The following is an 18,710-nucleotide window of genomic DNA, read 5'->3' as shown; positions in this document are numbered from 1 at the left end:
TGGGATTTGGTGTTGCTACTCGTGCAGGCTTATCAATCGTCAGTTTGGTGCAATGACGAGGTGGTGATATGTCAGGTGGTCTTTGATGGCTTGTGCCATGAGGTTTGATTGGTTTTTATCAAATAATAGAATATTGTATCTATCATGATGATTTGTTATGATGAATCATCATCAATGAGTGTCAAGGATAACATATGCCATCAAAACCAATTTCATTTGCCAAAACCACCGCTTTGGGATTGATTGCTGGTTCTGCATTGTCATTATTGGCTTGCACCACGCCAGCCACACAGCAGCTAAGCTACCACACGCCAAGCAAAACCGCCCAAGATACACACCAAAATCATCACAAACAGCAGGTGGTGGATTATACGCTTGATAATGGGTTAAGGGTCATTATTAAGCCACAAAAATCGCCTTTGGTCATGACCCAAATTTGGTATAAGGTTGGCTCAAATGATGAGCCTGTTGGTAAAGGCGGTCTATCGCACTTTTTGGAGCATATGATGTTCAAAGACAGTGCAGGGATTGATGGCGATGTTTATGATCAAATTGTCAGTCAGGTTGGTGGTTCAAGAAATGCTTTTACCACCAGCAATTACACCAGTTATTATCAATTATTGCCTGCCAACCAATATCCGCTAGGGCTGGAAATTGAATCCAATCGTATGCGTGGATTGGTGTTTGATGATGAAAAACTTGCCAAAGAAAAAGAGGTCGTCAAAGAGGAGCGTCGTCAGCGAACCGATGACAGCCCGATGGCAAAGGCATTTGAAGAATTTGCTCCTGCTTTATTTCCAGATAACAACAATGCTCGCCCTATCATTGGCTACATGAATGAGATAGAAGGGCTAAATAAAGCGGATTTGCAGGCATGGTACGATACTTATTATTATGCCAATAATGCTGTCTTGGTGATTGTGGGCGGTGTGAATGTTGATGAAGCCAAGCATTGGGTGCAAAAATATTTTGCCCATTTGCCAAGTCGTCCCATGCCAAAAAGACCATCACTCCATCAAAAATCGCATCGTGGCTATCAGCACATCATTAGCCATCAACAAGTGACTGTGCCAAGTTTGTTGATGGCATTTAATACACCCACCATCGCCACCACAGATGCAAAAGAGGCCTATGCGTTGGAGCTGGTGTCGGATTTGCTCAACGGTAGTCAGTCGGCAAGACTAAGAAAAAATCTATTGAGAAACAAGCAGATGGTCAGCCAAATCAATGTTCATTATGATGCTCATGATTTTGGTGATGGTGTGTTGATGATTTCGGCAACGCCACGAGAGGGGGTTAGCCTTGATGAGGTTTCATCGGCGATTTTGGCACAGATTGATGAATTGGCTTATGGTCAGATTGCACCGCATGAATTGCAGCGAGGGCAGGTTGGTCTAAAAGCAGCACTCATACTTCGTAATGACAGCATCACAGGACAAGCCAGAAGTCTTGGTCAGCTTGCCGTGATGGGATTGGGGCTAGATACACCAGAAAAAATGCCCAAATTGTTAGCACAGATTGGGACAACTGACATTCAGCGTGTCATCAAAAAATACCTGACCAAAGACAATCTGTCCGTCATGTATGTTTTACCCAAAGCCAAACCTGTCGATGATAAAAAATAATTTCAAAGGATACATACATGAGTAAGAACACTTTATTTTGTCAATGTGCCAAATCATTGCTGTGCTTAGCCATCGCTGCCAGCACCAGTATCGCCCATGCCAATCGCATCGCTCAAACAAGCCAGCCAACACAAATGAGCGACTACTTGTCCAAATTTAGTGGTGTCAATCAGTTGGGCGAGCTGTCGCTGAACATTCCCCAAAGCCAGTATTTTAGCACCGATGATGGTGTTCCTGTGGTGTTTACTGCCATGCACCATCTGCCGATTGTGGATATTAGTTTGGGGTTTGACGCAGGCAGTGGGCATGATGAGCTGATTCGAAGAGGGGCAGATGGCGAGATTGCCATGATGGTGTCTGCCATGATGACACAAGGTACCAAAACTTTGGACGAAGAAGCCTTCTACGAAAAAGCCGACCAGCTGGCGATGTCCTTATCCAGCTCGGTAGAGCGTGAAAGTTTTGACATTGATTTACGCATCATCAAAGATGGTACTCAGCTTGATGAGGCGGTGGATTTGATGCTTGATGCGTATCGCAATCCTAGATTTGATGAGAAGATTTTGGCTCGTAATAAAGCACGCTTGAAAGTCGCTTATCAGGCCAATGAGGCATCGCCCAAATTTTTGGCGACTCGTGCCTTTAATGGCATCATGGAGCAAAACAATCCGCACGCCTATGATGATGACATCAAAAAAATCGACCTGCTAAGCCAAGATGAATTATTTGCTTTTGTGGATAGATTTTTGGTTGTTCAAAACGCCAAACTTGCCATCACAGGCGATTTGACGCTCGAAGAAGCCAAAACGCTTGCCAACCGCATCAGTCGTGGGCTAAAAAATGGCAAAAAAGCCGAGAAAGTCAAAGCTCATCAAGCACCCACGCCCATTCATCATCACATTGATTATCCAAGCACTCAGACGCAAATCATCATCGGTGGTATCGCTCCTGCTGTACCCATCAATCAACAGGCAATCAGACAATATAGCGATTTTGTGATGGGCAATGCAGTGCTGGCAGGTGGGGATTTTAATGCTCGTTTGACACAAGCAATCAGGGTCAAAAAAGGCTACACCTATGGTATCAGTGGCAGTCTATCGTACAATGACCAAAGAAGCGTGTACAGCATTGGTTTTAGCACCAAAAATGAAGAAGCCACCGCAGCCATCAATGATACTTTGGCGACCATTGATGAGGTTTTGTCATCAGGCATCACTCAGCGTGAGCTGGATTTGGAGAAAGCTGGCACTAAAAATGCGTATCCAGCCCGTTTTGCCAATCACGCTGGCGTGCATGATGCGATATCGGCAACTTTTTTTGGCGGCTATCCCAAAGACCATCTACACACCCGTTTTGAGCGAATTGATAGAGCGACTTTGGATAGTGTGAATGCGGCACTAAGACACTTTATTATCCCAAATAATTTTGTGATTGTAACCGTTGGGGCAATCAAGCCAACCATCATCTTGCCAAAAGATAACTAGATGGTTTGCCAAGCCAAAATCCATGCTCATCATGACAAAAGTCCACCAACCGATGTGGGCTTTTATTTTTTCATCATCAAACTTTCGTTAAAAATTGCCCCTGTGGCGTTTTTGCTTTACAATAGTGCGTTTTAAAATTTTGTTTCACATTGATATGACCAAACAGCCTAATCATCACACCAAAGCTCCTTTGGTGCTTGCCAAAGACCGACATTTTTTGCAAAAACTTTCAAGGCAGCTGCAACAAGCACATGGCAATAAACAAAATGAGTTGCAAGCTCAATATGATAAAATCTTGGCTCGTTCTAGTGCGGCGGTGTCACAGCGTATGGCATCTGTGCCACAAGATTTGCAAGATAAGCTCAATCATGATTTGCCTGTCACCAAACAAGCCCAAGTGCTGATTGATGCCATCAAATTACACCAAGTGGTCATCATTGCAGGCGAGACAGGCTCTGGCAAGACCACGCAACTACCCAAATTGGCGATGCTGGCTGGGCGTGGCATCACAGGGCAGATTGGACATACTCAGCCTAGACGCTTGGCAGCTCGCTCGGTGGCAACTCGTATCAGCGAAGAGCTTGGCGAGAGTTTGGGGCAGACGGTCAGTTTTAAAGTTCGCTTCACCGAAGAGGGTGGTGGTCATTCGCTCATCAAGCTGATGACCGATGGTATTTTGCTGGCGGAATTGGGGTCAGATCCTTATTTGTCAAAATACGACACCATCATCATTGATGAGGCACATGAACGCAGTCTGAATATCGATTTTATCATGGGTTATCTCAAACGACTGCTGCCAAAACGAGATGATTTGAAAGTCATCATTACCTCAGCCACGCTAGACACCCAAAGATTTGCTCAGTATTTTGCCAAAGATGGCAAACCTGCCCCTGTTTTTGTGGTGGAGGGTCGTAGTTATCCTGTACAAATGCGTTATCGTCCATTGACTGATGCCATCATCACCAGTCATGATGACGATGCTTTTGATGAGGCGGAAGATAACCTACCCAGAGCATTGACCGCAGCGGTTAATGAGTGTTTTGATGATGCTCGTGCTAAGGGACACCCTGACCAAGCGGATATTTTGATTTTTGCCGCCACCGAAGCTCAAATCAAAGAATTACAAGAAATTCTGACCAATTACGCACCAGCTCATACCGAAATTTTACCGTTATTTGCTCGCCAAAGTTATGCTGAGCAGCAGCGGATTTTTAGCCCATCAACCAAAGGGCGACGCATCATCATTGCCACCAATGTCGCTGAAACTGCCTTGACCGTACCCAATATTCGCTATGTGATTGATTTGGGTTTTGCCAGAATTTCTCGTTATAATTATCGTTCCAGAATCCAAAGATTGCCCATTGAGGCAATCAGTCAAGCCGCTGCCAATCAGCGAGCAGGTCGGTGTGGGCGTGTCGCACCAGGTGTGTGTATCAGACTGTATAGTGAAGAGGATTTTAATAGTCGTCCAGAATTTACCGAACCTGAGATTTTACGAACCAATCTTGCCAGCGTCATTTTGCAGATGGAGCGGTTAAAACTTGGCGAAGTGGCGTCATTTGATTTTATCACACCGCCTGATTTACGCTTGGTCAATGATGGTCGTAAACTGCTCATCGAGCTTGGTGCATTGGACGAAACGGCTTATACCAAAACTGCCGCCAAAAAGGGCAGAATGCAGGCGGGCGGTTTGACCAAAATCGGTCAGCAGATGGCAAAAATGCCCATCGACCCTCGTCTTGCTCGTATGCTGATTGCAGGAGATACTTTTGATTGCTTAAAGGATATGCTGGTGATTGTTTCGGCATTGGCAGTACAAGATGTCAAGGAACGCCCAGCCGATAAGCAAGCAACTGCTGACCAAAGGCATGCCTTGTTTCGCAAAGAAGATTCTGACTTTTTATTTTATTTGGAATTATTCCAAGCCTTGTTTGATAAGCACCCAACCAATGGCAATCAGGTGCTTAGTAGCAACGCTCGTAAAAATTTTGCCAAAAAGCATTTTTTAAGTTTTGCTCGCATCAGAGAATGGCAAAAAACGCACAGCCAGCTCAGCCAGATGATGAGCGAGCTTGGTTTTGTGATTGATGATAGCACCAAGCATACAGACACACCACCTGCCGACACCAAAAAAGGCGTGCGTCTTGGGCTATCAAAAACCACGCAACATCGCCAAAAAACACACGCCAAAGCCGTCAAAAGCTATCATGCGACCAGTCAGCAAAGCGTGCATTATGCTAATATTCATCGGGCGTTGCTTAGTGCCTTGTTGTCTTTTGTGGCACACAAAACAGACAATGTGGGCGAATATCTGATGGCTCGCAACCAAAAGGCACGAATTTTCCCTGCCAGCACTTTGCACAAAAAAGGCACGCAATGGGTGATGGCATTTGAGGTGGTGGAAACATCACAAGTCTATATGCGGACATTGGCAAAAATTGAACCAGAATGGGTGATTGCCGCTGCCCCAAATTTGCTTAAATATCATTATTTTGAACCACATTGGTCAAAAAAAGCAGGGCGAGTGCGTGCTTATGCTCAAATCAGCTTATTTGGCTTGATTATCATTGCCAAAGAACTGGTGAATTATGAACAAATCGATTTGGTGGAGGCTCGCAAAATTTTCATTCGTGATGCCTTAGTCGCCAATCAATATGGCGTACCGATAGGATTTCTGACAGATAATGCCAACAAAATCAAAGAAGTAGAACGCATTGAAGATAAACTTCGCCGTAAAGACTTGCTGGTCGATGAAGAAAGTTTGTATCAATTTTATGATGAAAAAATCCCACACCATGTCGCCAGTCGTAAGGCTTTTGAGGATTTTTATCATGATGCTCAGAACAAATCCCCTAATTTTTTGCATTTTAGCGATGACGATGTTTTAAACCAAAACATCAACGCCAATCATGATTTTCCAGAGACTTGGCAGCTTGGCGGACTAAAATTACCATTGAGCTATGTGTTTGACCCAAGTTCTGATGATGACGGTGTGACGGTCAAAGTCCCCATCAAGGCGTTGGCACAGCTTGATGCGGTGGCGTTGCTTTGGGGTATTGCAGGCTGGCGATATGAGTTGGTGCTACAATTACTTAAAACTTTGCCCAAAGAAATTCGTCGTCAAATCGTTCCCATTCCCGATACTTGTGCCAAGATTTTTGAGAAACTAAACCCCAAAGGTCAAATGGGTCTGCTAGACCAGTTGGTACAAGCCCTAATGGGTTTGGGCGTCAAGACCGCCGCACAGGATTTCTCGCCACATGAGGTGGATAACTACCTAAGACCGCTTATTTGTGTGGTCGATGATAAAAATCGAGTGATTGAAAAAAGCCGAGATTTATTGCGATTGCAGGCACGACACGGGCAAGTCATTAGTGAATCTGTGTCGGTGGAGCAGGGGCTACATCATCATTTTCCTGAGCATTTTAATTTTGTCCGCAACAAGCACACCTCAGGCATTGTCATGCAAGAATTTTCTGCCTTGCAAGCTGACAAAGAGGGGCAGGCGGTATCCATTGCTCAGTTTACCGAGCTGACAACCGCCCTAAATACCCACAAAGCAGGCGTGCTAACACTGATTAAGACACAGCTAGGTAGCAGACAAAAACAGCTCACAGGACAAATTGATAAGGCATTTAAGTTGGCTTTTGCACCGCTTGGCGATTTGGAAAAACTTAAAAATGTCGTCATCAATGCCACTTTGCAGGCGTGTCTGTATCAACATGGCATCAATTTTGCCAAACAGCCTGTTGATGAGCAAAGCACCTTGATTCGTGAGCATATCGCAGGACTGATTGATGAACATCATGCTTGGCTTGTCGAGCATTTGCCGTTGCATCAGGCTGAATTTGAGCTGGTTCAGCAAGCATTACTGACCAATTTTTTGCTTGTGGGGCAAGATGTATTAAAAGCACTCAAAGACATCTACACCGCTTGGCAAGTCGCTCGTGGCAAGTTGTTGATGCTTGACCAAGAGATTTTTGGCGAAAGCATCGAAGACATCGAAGACCAGCTTGATGATTTGCAATTGGCGGACTTTGTGTATCGCACCGATTATGAACGCTGGCGACAGTATCCTAGATATTTGCAAGCCCTAAACATTCGCCTAGACAGGCTTAATCACAATCTTGATGCTGACCTTGATGCGGTGTACCTGCTTGATATTCACATGGAGCGACTGGCACGAGTGGTGCATGACATTAGATTTGCCGAATATCGCTGGTTGGTCGAGGAATATCGCATCAATCTGTTTGCTCAGCCAATGAAAACACTATCGCCAGTTTCCGCCAAACGATTGGAAAAAATTTGGGCAAGTTTGACGACAAGATAGGGCTGATTTGTGCAAGAGTTAATTTAATCAATTTGAAAATAGCAAACCTAGATGTTTTATGAGAGCCATATAAATAGGTCTTACGCCTGTATTAAGCCCAATTTAAGCTCGTTAATTTACCAGCATGGGCGATGATATTGATGACTTGACCATCAAATGGTTGGTTGTTCAATATTTTTGTAAACAGTTGTATTTTTTTACAACCAGTTACATTTTTTGTGCTAGAATATGATAGAGTTAAATAACATCTATCACAAATTGGTAGTGGTAAGAGTCATTGTAGATGAGATTTGTGCCACACCTAAGGATTTTTTATGACCATTTGTATCACAGCAACAGGTTTGCATATCCCAAAAGACAAAATCACCAATGAAGAGTTGGTGGCAAGTTTTAATGCCTATGTCGATAATTATAATGCCCAGCACGCTGCCGCCATTGAAGCTGGCGAGAAGATGGCATTACAACATTCTGCTGTTGAATTCATCGAAAAAGCATCAGGCATCAAGTCTCGCTATGTCATTGACAAAAAAGGCATTCTTGACCCACAAATCATGACCCCCGTGGTGCCTGCCAGAAAACTTGGCGAAGAGCTGTCTGTGATGGCAGAGATGGGTGCGGACGCACTCCAAAAAGCACTTGATGCAGCAGGTCTGACGGGTGCTGATTTGGACGGTGTGATTTGTGCATCGTCAAATTTTCAGCGTTGCTTTCCAGCCATCGCCATCGAGATTCAGCACGCTGTGGGTATGCAAGGCGGTTTTGCCTATGACATGAATGTGGCGTGTAGTGCAGCGACTTTTGGTATCGCTCAGGCGGTGGGCAACATTAAAGCAGGTCTTGCCAAGCGTGTGGCGGTGGTGAATGTTGAGATTACTTCTGCCCATCTAAACTGGCGTAACCGTGATAGCCACTTCATTTTTGGCGATATTGCAGCTGCCACCATCATTGAGTCATTGGATACGCCAAAAGGATATGAAATCCTAGACAGCAAGCTGTACACCGAGTTTTCTACCAACATCAAAAATGAATTTGGTTTCATGAATCGCAGTGAATATTTGGCGGCAGATTGCCCGTTGTACCCTGATTTTGAAGCCCCTGCGACTGACAAGCTATTTTTGCAAGAAGGACGAAAGGTCTTTCGTGAGGTTTGCCCAAAGGTGTCAGAAATCATCACTGAACATCTTGCCAAGAATAATTTTGACAGCAGTCAAGTCAAAAAAATGTGGCTACATCAAGCCAATATCAATATGATTGACTTAATTTTACGCACCGTATGTGGCAAAGAGGCGGATAAAGCCATTGCTCCTGTGGTCATCGCTGAATACGGCAATACCAGCTCAGCCAGTCCGATTATTGCTTTTCATGAGTCGCAAGAGGGTGTAGCATCGGGCGATTTGTGTGTGATTTGTTCGTTTGGGGCAGGATACTCCATCGGTTCGGTGCTGGTCAAAAAAGTATAAACCAGTCCCAATCATTTGACCATAAATAAAAAAACCAGCTGATTAGGCTGGTTTTTTATTTGACTATTTATCAAACTATTTTTTTGTAAAAATACTTGCTTAATAAAAATTTTTTTGGCAAAATCAGATGGTCTGTATCAGACTTATGAAGGCTGATTTTGCACCTGTGTACATCTGTCATGGGACAAAAAACAGTCTTGGTTGGACTAACCTTATCAATGACCTGTTTTGGGATTTTAAAAAATCCATTGTTGATATAAAAAATAAGGAGATTGGCGTGAAAAAATCTGCAATAAGCATGGCAATGGCATTGTCGCTTGGCTTAACATCTTTACCAGCTTTGGCTGCTCCCACTTTGACTTTTCATGGTCAAACCAACAGTAGTGTTAATAAGCAAACAGCAAATGCATGGCTTGAAATTGACACCCAAGCGTTTGGCAATAATTTGGCAGCGATGAAACGCCATCTGAATGGCAAGGCTAAAATTTGTGCGATTTTAAAAGCGGACGCTTATGGTAACGGCATTGATGTTTTGATGCCGACCATCATTGAGCATCAAATCCCGTGTATTGGCATTGGTACTAATGAAGAGGCTCGTATTGCCAGATTGCATGGCTATCAAGGTATCATCATGAGAGTACGCAGTGCAACTTTGGCGGAGATTCAAGACGGTGTCCAGTATCAAATCGAAGAGCTGTTAGGGAATTTGCAGGCAGCCAAAGCGGTCAGTGAATATGCCAAACAAACAGGACAAAATATTCGCTATCATTTATCCTTAAACTCAGGTGGTATGAACCGTAACGGCATTGAACTATCGGGCGTGACTGGCAAGGCTGAGGCATTGGAAATGCTGGCACTTGATGGATTAACGCTATCAGGCTTGATGACGCATTTTCCTGTTGAAGATAAAGATGATGTCAAAAAAGGCTTGGAAATTTTTAAAAAACAGACCGACTGGTTAATCAACACAGCCAAACTTAATCGTCATCAACTGATTATCCATGCTGCCAATTCATTTGTGACACTTGAAATGCCAGAAGGTTGGTTTGACATGGTAAGACCAGGCGGCATCATCTATGGCGAGCCTGTGTATGACAAGCCAGAATATGAGTACATCATGTCGTTTAAAACCCGTGTTGCCAGCGTCAATTTTTATCCAAAAGGCTCAACGGTGGGCTACGACCGTACGCACACATTGCAACAAGATAGCTATTTGGCAAATCTACCGATGGGTTATTCAGATGGATATCGTCGAGTATTTAGCAACAAAGGTCATGTATTGATTGGTGGACACAAAGTGCCTGTGGTTGGTAAGGTATCGATGAACACAACCATGGTTGATGTGACAGCGATTCATGATAAGGTAAAAGCAGGCGATGAAGTAGTGATTTTTGGTAAGCAGGGCAAAGAGCAAATCACCCAAGCTGAGGTTGAGGAAATCAATGACGCACTCTTGGCTGATTTGTACACCATTTGGGGCAATTCCAATCCAAAATTTGCCAAATAAGCATCAAAATCCCTGCCACTGGCGGGGATTTTTATTGCCAAAATGGACTAGTTGGCGATGGATTGATGCTTGATTTAATGGTTGAAAAAAATCATCGTTTTAGCGATAATAGGGAAGTTTGAGCATCTGTTGAATAATCATAACAATAACACGCTTTTTTGAGTGCATTATGACCACCGCCAAATCCACCAAGACCCACAAAATCAGCACCCAAGAATCACAAGCCCAGATTGCTGCCAATAATTTTCTGCGAAAACAATTTGCCCCTGTTAAAAAATCATTGTATTTAGCTTGGCTGTGCGATGTCATTACAGTGTTATTACTGATGGCACAAGCATTTGTCTTGGCGATGATTTTTTCTGATTGGCTGACGAAGTTTGTTCCAGCATTTACCACGCACGATGGCTGGTCGATGAATGAGGTCGGTCTATCCTTTTATTTGGCGATATTAGCGGTATTGATGCTCATCAGGGCTTTGCTTGGCTATGCCAGAGATGCGATTTTGAGCAAAATTGGTATCATGGTGGCTGGTGATGTGCGTGGGCAGCTGCTTGACCAATTAGCCAAGATGGGCATGGCTCGCCGTTATTTTGGGGCAGATGGCGTTCTTGCCAGCAAAATCATTGATGAGCCTGATTATCTGGTGGGTTATGCACGCTTTGAAGTGCAAAAAATGACCGCCGTCACCACCCCTGTCATGCTGGCGATTTTTGTGGGTTTTATCAATGGTTGGGCGGCAGCGATTTTACTTGTGACTGCACCGCTTGTGCCGTTGTTTATGGCATTGATAGGCAAGGCAACCAGCAAAAAAAGCCGTGAACAGATGGACGCAATGGCACAGCTTGGTGGGCGGTTTTTTGATTGGATTCGTGGCATTAACACACTTGATCGTTTGCAGGCGGTTGCCATTGCAGGGCAGGATATTGAGCATAGTGCAGAGGGTTATCGCACCAAAACCATGAATGTGCTAAAAATTGCCTTTTTAAATAGTGCGGTACTAGAATTTTTGACTGCATTATCCATTGCTTTGGTGGCGGTGTATCTGGGTTTTGGCTTGATGGGGTTGCTGCCTTGGCAAAAGGGCGTGATGAGCGTGGATTATCATGATGCTTTGCTGATTTTGTTGCTTGTGCCAGAATTTTATGCACCATTAAGACGGCTTGGCATGGAGTATCACATCAAGGGTCAGGCGGTGTCAGCAGCATCAGTGATGGTTGGCTTGATGGATTTTAAATCTGCTCATACAGGCAGTCAGCAGGTGAATTTTGCCAATCCTGTGTCGTTTGGATTGACACAAGTGGCGGTATTTGGCGATGATGGCAGACTCAGATTGCCGCCAACCACCATGACTTTTGAAGCTGGACAAAGTACGGTCTTGACAGGCAGCAGCGGTGCAGGCAAATCGACCATTTTGCAGATTTTATTGGGCTTTGGGCAATATACGGGCAAGATTTGGCTAGATGATGGTCAAAAGCATGACTATCAAACGCTGGATATGGCACAACTGCGTTCGCACATGGGTTATCTTTCACAAACACCAGCTTTGTTGCCCATCAGCATTGCAGACAATCTACGACTTGCCAAGCCAGATGCGTCTGATGATGAGCTGCTTGGCGTACTGGCACAAGTGGGACTTGATGCGTTGATGGAGAGATTACCACAAGGTATTCATACCGTATTGGGCGAGCGTGGTAGTGGCGTGAGTGGCGGTCAAGCTCATCGGATTGCCATTGCTCAGCTGATTTTGACCGATGCTTGTGTTTGGCTGCTTGATGAGCCAACCGAACATCTTGACCCGCAAACTGCTGATGAAATCTCAGCCTTGCTACATCGTTTATCCAAAGGAAAAACGGTCATTTGGGTCAGTCATCACGGCGACTTAACACGATTTGATCAGCATATCCATTTGGGGGCAAAAGCGTAACATGAAACAAACATTTGCTCTACGACAACTCATCACGCACCGACTATGGCTGTGGTGCTTTGCTTGGTTACTGGGTATCGTTACTACTTGGGCGATATTGGGCTTGGGCATGGTGTCTGGCTGGTTCATCACGATGTCAGCGACGGCTGGCATGGTTGCGTTGGGTGGGCATTTTTTTAATTATATGCTACCTGCTGGTATCATTCGCTATTTTGCCATCATTCGCACGCTGGGGCGTTATGGCGATTTGATGATGTCGCATCATCTGGTGTTTGATTTGCTAAAATCCTTGCGAGTGAAGTTTTTTGGGCAATGGGCAAAACTTGATTTTGCCCAAAGAAATCAGGGTAGCAGTAGCCAAAAAATGCACCGCTTGGTCAAAGACATCGATGTGCTAAATGAGTTTGTGCTACGAGTATTGTCGCCTTGGCTGATGCTTATAATGGCATTGCTGGCGGTGGGCGGTGCGATTTTTCTTATCTTGCCAAGTGCGGTATGGTCGGTGGCGATATTAAGCCTAATGCTTGTGGTGGCAGGCGTTACCCATTGGCTTGGCTTGGCATTGGCAACACAAGAAAGCCAATTATTAGAACAAAGAAAAAGCAAGCTGCTAGATACAATGCCAGCTTTGACACAGCTGATTTTATGGCATCGTTGGCAAGATACGGTACAGGCATTTGCAGCACTTGATGACACTTATGTGGCGGTGCAGAGACGCACACACTTGCTTCGGCGAATGTCATTACTATTGGTGCAAATCATCATCATCTTGGTGGTGGTATCACTACTTTGGCTGGCAAAGTCGGCATTATTGACCGATGTTGTGCCATTTACTAAGCAAACTTTAAATAACTATCCTTATCTTAGTCCTGCCTTAGTATTGGCGATGGTGCTAGGGGTGTTTGGCATCAATGAATTTGCTCAGAATCTACTGGCTGAACCCTTAGCATTGGGCAGAAGTTTGGTTGCCAAAACCCGCCTTAATGAACTACTGATGCAACCAACAGCTGTTGTTAAGACGCCTTTGACTACCACTGTCGGTCAGGCACAGATACGCATTGATGATGCCATCATGAAAGCACCAACGGCTAATACGCCCATCGCCACGCTAAATGCCGTGATTGACTTTGCTTGCCCCTGCTTGATTCAAGGTGTATCAGGTGCGGGTAAGTCCACCTTGCTACACACATTGGCAGGGGAGTATCCTTTGGTGGGCGGTCGGATACAGCTGGTTGATTCAATACAGCAACAAGACTGGCAACAGATTGATTTTGCTGGTCAATTAGGTTTTTTGGGTCAGACGGTGGATATTTTTGACCAAACCCTAGCGGATAATTTACGACTTGGCAAGATGAACGCCAGCGATGATGAGCTGCGTGCTGTGCTGACACAAGTGGGTTTGGGTGATTGGCTTGGTCAGCAACCAAAAGGCTTGGCAACGCCCTTAGGAGAGTATGGCATGGCGGTTTCTGGCGGGCAAGCCAGACGCATCGCTTTGGCACGCCTACTGTTATCTCCCAAGCAGGTGTTGTTGCTTGATGAGCCATTTGCTGGACTTGATGATGCCACTCGTCAGCTGTTGTGGCAAAATTTGCTATACGCCAAGCAGCAGGGCAGAATTGGGCTACTCATCATCAGCACACATCAGCGTTGGCAAGAGATGGGCGATGTGCAGACACTCACCATTGGTGTATGAACAAAAAAGCACTTAATCAGATTAAGTGCTTTTTTTATTTAACTGGCGGTGTGTTCGTCAATTTTTGGTTTGTCTTTGTCGGTGATGATGTCGTCATTAGGGTCGCCAAAACTCAAAATCTCGCCAAAATTGGGTTGCAATCTTAATAAGAGTTGTTCGTCTTTTAAGATGCCATGATTGACTTGCACACGGCGAATGATGTCGGCAAATTTGTCTATCTTGGTTAGCCAGCGACCGATTTCAAGATAGATGACATTGCCTTTATGTTCGGTGAATGGCATGCCTTTGATTTTAATGCTGCTTAGAATAAACGGCAGAGGGTCTTTTCTCAATAACGCACGATAAGCCCCAACAGCAAATCGTGCCAACGGTGCTTGATACCAAGTGCGAGTATGTAATTCTAGCACATCGGTTGGGCTGATTTGTTTAAGAACAAGGCGTTGGCTGTGTTTATTAAGCTGGATTTGTACCAATTGAAAATCACTGGCGACGGTTGCATAAATACCCATCACATCAACCGTGCAGGTTAGGCGTAAATAATCCTCATGCAAATCAAGGTGCAGATGGTGCAACATTTTGACATTGCGAACCACGTATTGGTATAGGGCATCATTGATTTGTGCTTGACTGATGGTGAGTAAAAACTCATCAATCAGGTTATCAGCAGTGGTGGCATAGCTGTGCTTGATATTGCCAAGCGTTTGTTGCCAGCCAAACAATAGGTTTTCTAATAAAAAGGGTGATGGTGCGTCTGTTGAATCAAGATGAGTTGGCGTATCCATAAGCATAATCAAATAAAATTTCCCCATTGTAACAAAAAAATTAGCACTTTGGGGAAATCTTATGTATCTATTGGTAAAAAATTAATGCTCTATAATCCCAAAAAATCCACCACAAAATCGCTATTTGGCTGGCGAAATAGCTCATCAGGCGAACCAATCTGCTCAATCTGACCGTGATTCATGATGACGATTTGGTCAGAGACGGCATGAGCTTCCTCTTGGTCGTGCGTTACCATGATGCTGGTGATGCCAATTTCTTGCTGAATGTTTTTTAGGGATTGACGAAGTTCTTTGCGGACTTTGGCGTCCAATGCACCAAACGGCTCGTCCAGTAGTAGTAATTTAGGGTTAGTTGCTAAGGCTCTTGCAAGGGCGATACGCTGTCTTTGACCGCCTGATAGCTCATGCGGATAGCGGTCTTTGGTGTGTGATAATTGCACTAATGTCAATAATTCATCGACACGATGAGCGATTTGTTGAGGCGAGAGTCTTTTGTCTTTGGGTAATAAAGTCAAACCAAAAGCGATATTTTGAGCAACGGTTTGATGGCGAAATAGGGCGTATTGCTGAAATACAAAGCCAATGCCTCGCTTTTGGACGGGAATGTCGGTCATGTCCTGTTCATCAAACATAATCCGACCTCGTTCGGCATTTTCCAAACCTGCAATGATGCGAAGTAGCGTGGTCTTGCCGCAACCTGACGGACCTAGCAGTGTGGTTAGTTGTCCGCTTTTGATGGTAAGATTGATGTCGTGCAAGGCGGTAAAGTTGCCAAAACTTTTGTGAATGTGTTGTAGCTGAATGTTCATGATGTTTTCTAAGTGGTGTAAAAAATTTAATGTTTTTGCTGATGATTCATCAATCGCTGAACCAGCAATGTCAATAATGCTAATAATGCCAATAGACTAGATAGGGCAAATGCCAGCGTAAACGCATATTCATTATAAGCAATTTCAATCATCAAAGGCATGGTGTTGGTTTCCCCACGAATATGTCCTGATACCACGCTGACCGCACCAAACTCGCCCATCGCACGGGCATTGGTCAAAATGATGCCATAGAGCAATGCCCATTTGATGTTGGGTAGGGTAACTTTCCAAAACATTTGCCAGCCATTAGCACCTAGCGTCAAGGCAGCCTCCTCTTCGCTATCCCCTTGTGCTTGCATCAATGGAATCAGTTCACGAGCAATGAACGGAAAAGTGACAAACAAGGTGGCTAATACGATGCCTGTGGTGGCAAAGATAATCTGGATACCGATGCTTTCAAAAAACCCGCCCAAGACAGTATTTGCCCCAAATAGCAGTACAAACATCAATCCTGCCACCACAGGCGATACGGCAAATGGTAAATCCAGCAGGGTAGTGATGATGAATTTGCCACGAAATTTGTGACGAGTAATCAGATATGCCAATGCCACACCGATGATGGTATTGATGGGCAAAATAATCGCCGTGGTCAGGAGCGTCAAACGAATGGCGGATAGGCTATCTGGTTCTGTGATGGCTGATTGATAGGCTTGCCAGCCGTCTTTGAGTGCTTCATAAAATACCGACACCAAAGGCACAACCAGCATCATCGCCACAAAAATCATCGCCACAAAAATCAGTAGCCATCGCACCCAAAGAGCATCACGAGTGGCAGGGGAGTGTTGATAAGGTCGGTTGGGTGTACTCATGGTGGTTCTCTTAGTTGGTTTTTGCCCCAAGTCGGGCGGATAATTTCCATTGGGCAAAGTTGATGGCAAATAAAATCACCAATGAAATCAATAACATAAATAAAGCAACACAAGACGCTGCCGCCACATCAAATTGTTCTAATTTTGAGATGATGATGAGCGGTAGTATTTCTGATTGCATGGGGATGTTGCCTGCGATAAAAATCACCGAGCCATATTCGCCTGTGGCACGAGCGAACATCATGCCTGCACCAATCAGCATGGCAGGGGTAATCTCTGGCAAAATCACTCTACGAAAAATCGTCCATCGTCCAGCACCCATCACCGCTGCGGCTTCTTCATATTCACTGGACAGTTCCGCCAGTACAGGCTGAACGGCACGCACGATGAATGGAAAGCTCACCACCACCAATGCCAGCCAAATACCAATCGGAGTAAAAGCAATCTGAATGGGCTTGCCAATCAGCCACATACCTAAGCTGGCAAACCATTGCCCAAACAGACCGTTTGGTGCATACAAAGTCGCCAATGCAATGCCAGTGACCGCAGTTGGCAGGGCAAATGGTAAATCCACTAAGGCATTAATGAGTGATTTTCCCCAAAATTCGTAACGCACCAAAACCCAAGCAATCAGCGTACCAAAAATGAGGTTGGTCATCGTCGCTAAGGCTGCCATTGTCAAGGACAACTTGATGGCAGCAAATACCTGTGGTTCAAAAATGGTCTGAATAATTTCCCCAACGCCCATTTGTAGGGTGGTCAAAATCATCATCGCAAAAGGCAATATGACCAATAAGGACAACGCAAAAATACTGATACCCATGCTTAGCCCAAAAAATGGCATCACACGGCGTGGGCGATTTTTTGAGATGGTTGATGATGAAGCGTGTTGCATAATGCACCTAAATAACATGATTGATTCATCAAGTACACGATGAAAAATAGAGCGATGAGCATGACCTGATGGTAAATTGAGATGGCTTTTAATCAGCTTGTCGGTCATAGCAAAAAACCAGCCAAACAATTTGACTGATTTTTTGCAAAAACAATCAAATTATGGCTGCTGGGCTTGGGTGGCAAGCGAGTCGTACACACCACCGTCGCTAAAATAGGTTTTCATGATGCTTGCCCAATCGCCAAACACTTCGGTTGGGAAGAAAGTTTGCATGGCAGGGAACTGTTTGCTGTATTTTGCCAAAATCTCTGGATTGCTTGGACGCAAATAAAATTTGGCAGCAAGTTCCTGAGCTTCATCGCTGTATAAATGAGCCAGATAATCAGTGGCGACTTTGGTTGTGCCTTTATTATCGGTGACCGATTTGACGACTGCCACAGGGTTTTCGGCATTGATGGTGTAGCTTGGATACACGATGTCAATGTTGCCAAATTTGCCTTTGATGACATTGGCTTCGTTTTCAAAAGTAATCAACACATCGCCAATATTTCTTTGGGCAAAAGTGGTGGTGGCAGCTCGTCCGCCATTTTCAAAGACCTTGACATTGCCAATCAAGGCTTTGGCAAATTCTTTGGTTTTTTGTTCGTCTTGGCTAAATGTGTGCAAACCATAACCATAGGCCGCCAAAAAAGTGTAGCGACCATTGCCGGTGGTTTTTGGGTTAGCGATGACGATTTGAGTGCCTGATTTGGTTAAGTCTTGCCAGTCTTTGATGCCTTTTGGGTTACCTTGACGCACCAAAAATACGATGGTACTGGTAAAAGGAATGGCGTTGTTGGCAAAGGCAGAACGCCAGTTGGCATCGACCAATTTGGCATCAGCAAGCAGCTCAATGTCTGACCCTTGATTCATGGTGGCAATATCAGCTTGCAGACCGTTTTTGATGGAAAGGGCTTGCTTGCTTGAACCGCCATGGGATTGTTTGATGCTAAGCTTGACAGCTGGCTCAGCAGTGGCATAATGCTTGGTAAATAACTCATTGTATTCTTTATAAAAATCACGAGACACATCATAAGAAACATTGAGTAATTCGGTGGTGCTGCCCTGACTGGCTTGGGGTGATTGTTCAGCTGGTTTGTCGTTAGAGCAGGCGGTCAATGCTAGCACACCTGTTGCCACAGTCATGCCAAAAAAAGCTGTTTTTGTCATAAGAAACCTTATCAAAATATTCTCGTTTAATTCATTGTCATCATTGTAACAAATATGCCATACTTTACGCAATTAACCGCTAAAATCCTAGTGGTAAAAATGACTTTATATTTTCCATTT

Annotated in this window: 12 protein-coding genes; 7 read left to right on the top strand and 5 right to left on the bottom strand. The window is 44.6% G+C overall.

Features of this window, described 5'->3' with window-relative positions:
- The first annotated feature begins 194 nt into the window (after nucleotides 1-194).
- The 7 genes from LU297_RS00420 to LU297_RS00390 all read left to right on the top strand — a co-directional run bounded on the left by LU297_RS00420 (nucleotide 195) and on the right by LU297_RS00390 (nucleotide 14,026).
- Nucleotides 195-1,625: a M16 family metallopeptidase gene (locus tag LU297_RS00420; RefSeq protein WP_263076457.1), complete on the top strand. Its 1,431-nt coding sequence runs from the start codon at nucleotides 195-197 to the stop codon at nucleotides 1,623-1,625.
- Nucleotides 1,626-1,642: 17 nt separating this feature from the next.
- Nucleotides 1,643-3,109: a M16 family metallopeptidase gene (locus tag LU297_RS00415; RefSeq protein ID WP_263076456.1), complete on the top strand. Its 1,467-nt coding sequence runs from the start codon at nucleotides 1,643-1,645 to the stop codon at nucleotides 3,107-3,109.
- A gap of 154 nt (nucleotides 3,110-3,263) precedes the next feature.
- Nucleotides 3,264-7,439 (top strand): ATP-dependent RNA helicase HrpA, encoded by a 4,176-nt coding sequence (gene hrpA / locus LU297_RS00410; RefSeq protein WP_263076455.1) that lies wholly within the window; start codon nucleotides 3,264-3,266, stop codon nucleotides 7,437-7,439.
- A gap of 314 nt (nucleotides 7,440-7,753) precedes the next feature.
- Nucleotides 7,754-8,899, top strand: coding sequence for a beta-ketoacyl-ACP synthase III (locus tag LU297_RS00405; RefSeq protein ID WP_263076454.1), 1,146 nt, complete (start codon nucleotides 7,754-7,756; stop codon nucleotides 8,897-8,899).
- 277 nt (nucleotides 8,900-9,176) lie between these two features.
- The gene (alr, locus tag LU297_RS00400; RefSeq protein WP_263076453.1) at nucleotides 9,177-10,406 is read left to right on the top strand and encodes an alanine racemase; all 1,230 of its coding nucleotides are present in this window, start codon (nucleotides 9,177-9,179) and stop codon (nucleotides 10,404-10,406) included.
- 169 nt (nucleotides 10,407-10,575) lie between these two features.
- A complete protein-coding gene (gene cydD / locus LU297_RS00395; protein WP_263076452.1) occupies nucleotides 10,576-12,330 on the top strand; it encodes a thiol reductant ABC exporter subunit CydD in 1,755 nt (584 codons plus the stop codon).
- Between the two features lies 1 nt (nucleotide 12,331).
- Nucleotides 12,332-14,026 carry an amino acid ABC transporter ATP-binding/permease protein gene (locus LU297_RS00390; RefSeq protein WP_263076451.1) on the top strand — a complete coding sequence of 565 codons (1,695 nt, stop codon included), beginning with the start codon at nucleotides 12,332-12,334 and terminating at the stop codon, nucleotides 14,024-14,026.
- A gap of 38 nt (nucleotides 14,027-14,064) precedes the next feature.
- On the opposite strand, the gene LU297_RS00385 is transcribed toward LU297_RS00390, so the two are convergent.
- From LU297_RS00385 to LU297_RS00365, 5 genes are all read right to left on the bottom strand, one after another.
- Entirely contained in the window at nucleotides 14,065-14,808 is a 744-nt protein-coding gene (locus tag LU297_RS00385; RefSeq protein WP_263076450.1) for a hypothetical protein, read from the bottom strand.
- 89 nt (nucleotides 14,809-14,897) lie between these two features.
- Entirely contained in the window at nucleotides 14,898-15,617 is a 720-nt protein-coding gene (locus LU297_RS00380) for a sulfate/molybdate ABC transporter ATP-binding protein (protein WP_263076449.1), read from the bottom strand.
- Between the two features lie 26 nt (nucleotides 15,618-15,643).
- A complete protein-coding gene (gene cysW / locus LU297_RS00375) occupies nucleotides 15,644-16,486 on the bottom strand; it encodes a sulfate ABC transporter permease subunit CysW (protein WP_263076448.1) in 843 nt (280 codons plus the stop codon).
- 10 nt (nucleotides 16,487-16,496) lie between these two features.
- The gene (gene cysT, locus LU297_RS00370; protein ID WP_263077403.1) at nucleotides 16,497-17,381 is read right to left on the bottom strand and encodes a sulfate ABC transporter permease subunit CysT; all 885 of its coding nucleotides are present in this window, start codon (nucleotides 17,379-17,381) and stop codon (nucleotides 16,497-16,499) included.
- Between the two features lie 159 nt (nucleotides 17,382-17,540).
- Complete coding sequence (locus LU297_RS00365; RefSeq protein ID WP_263076447.1) at nucleotides 17,541-18,590, bottom strand: sulfate ABC transporter substrate-binding protein; 1,050 nt, start codon at nucleotides 18,588-18,590, stop codon at nucleotides 17,541-17,543.
- Nucleotides 18,591-18,710 lie beyond the last annotated feature (120 nt).

Source organism: Moraxella nasicaprae (genome assembly GCF_025643275.1).
In the GTDB taxonomy this organism is placed as follows: domain Bacteria; phylum Pseudomonadota; class Gammaproteobacteria; order Pseudomonadales; family Moraxellaceae; genus Moraxella; species Moraxella nasicaprae.
This window is presented reverse-complemented; position numbering and strand designations above follow the sequence as displayed.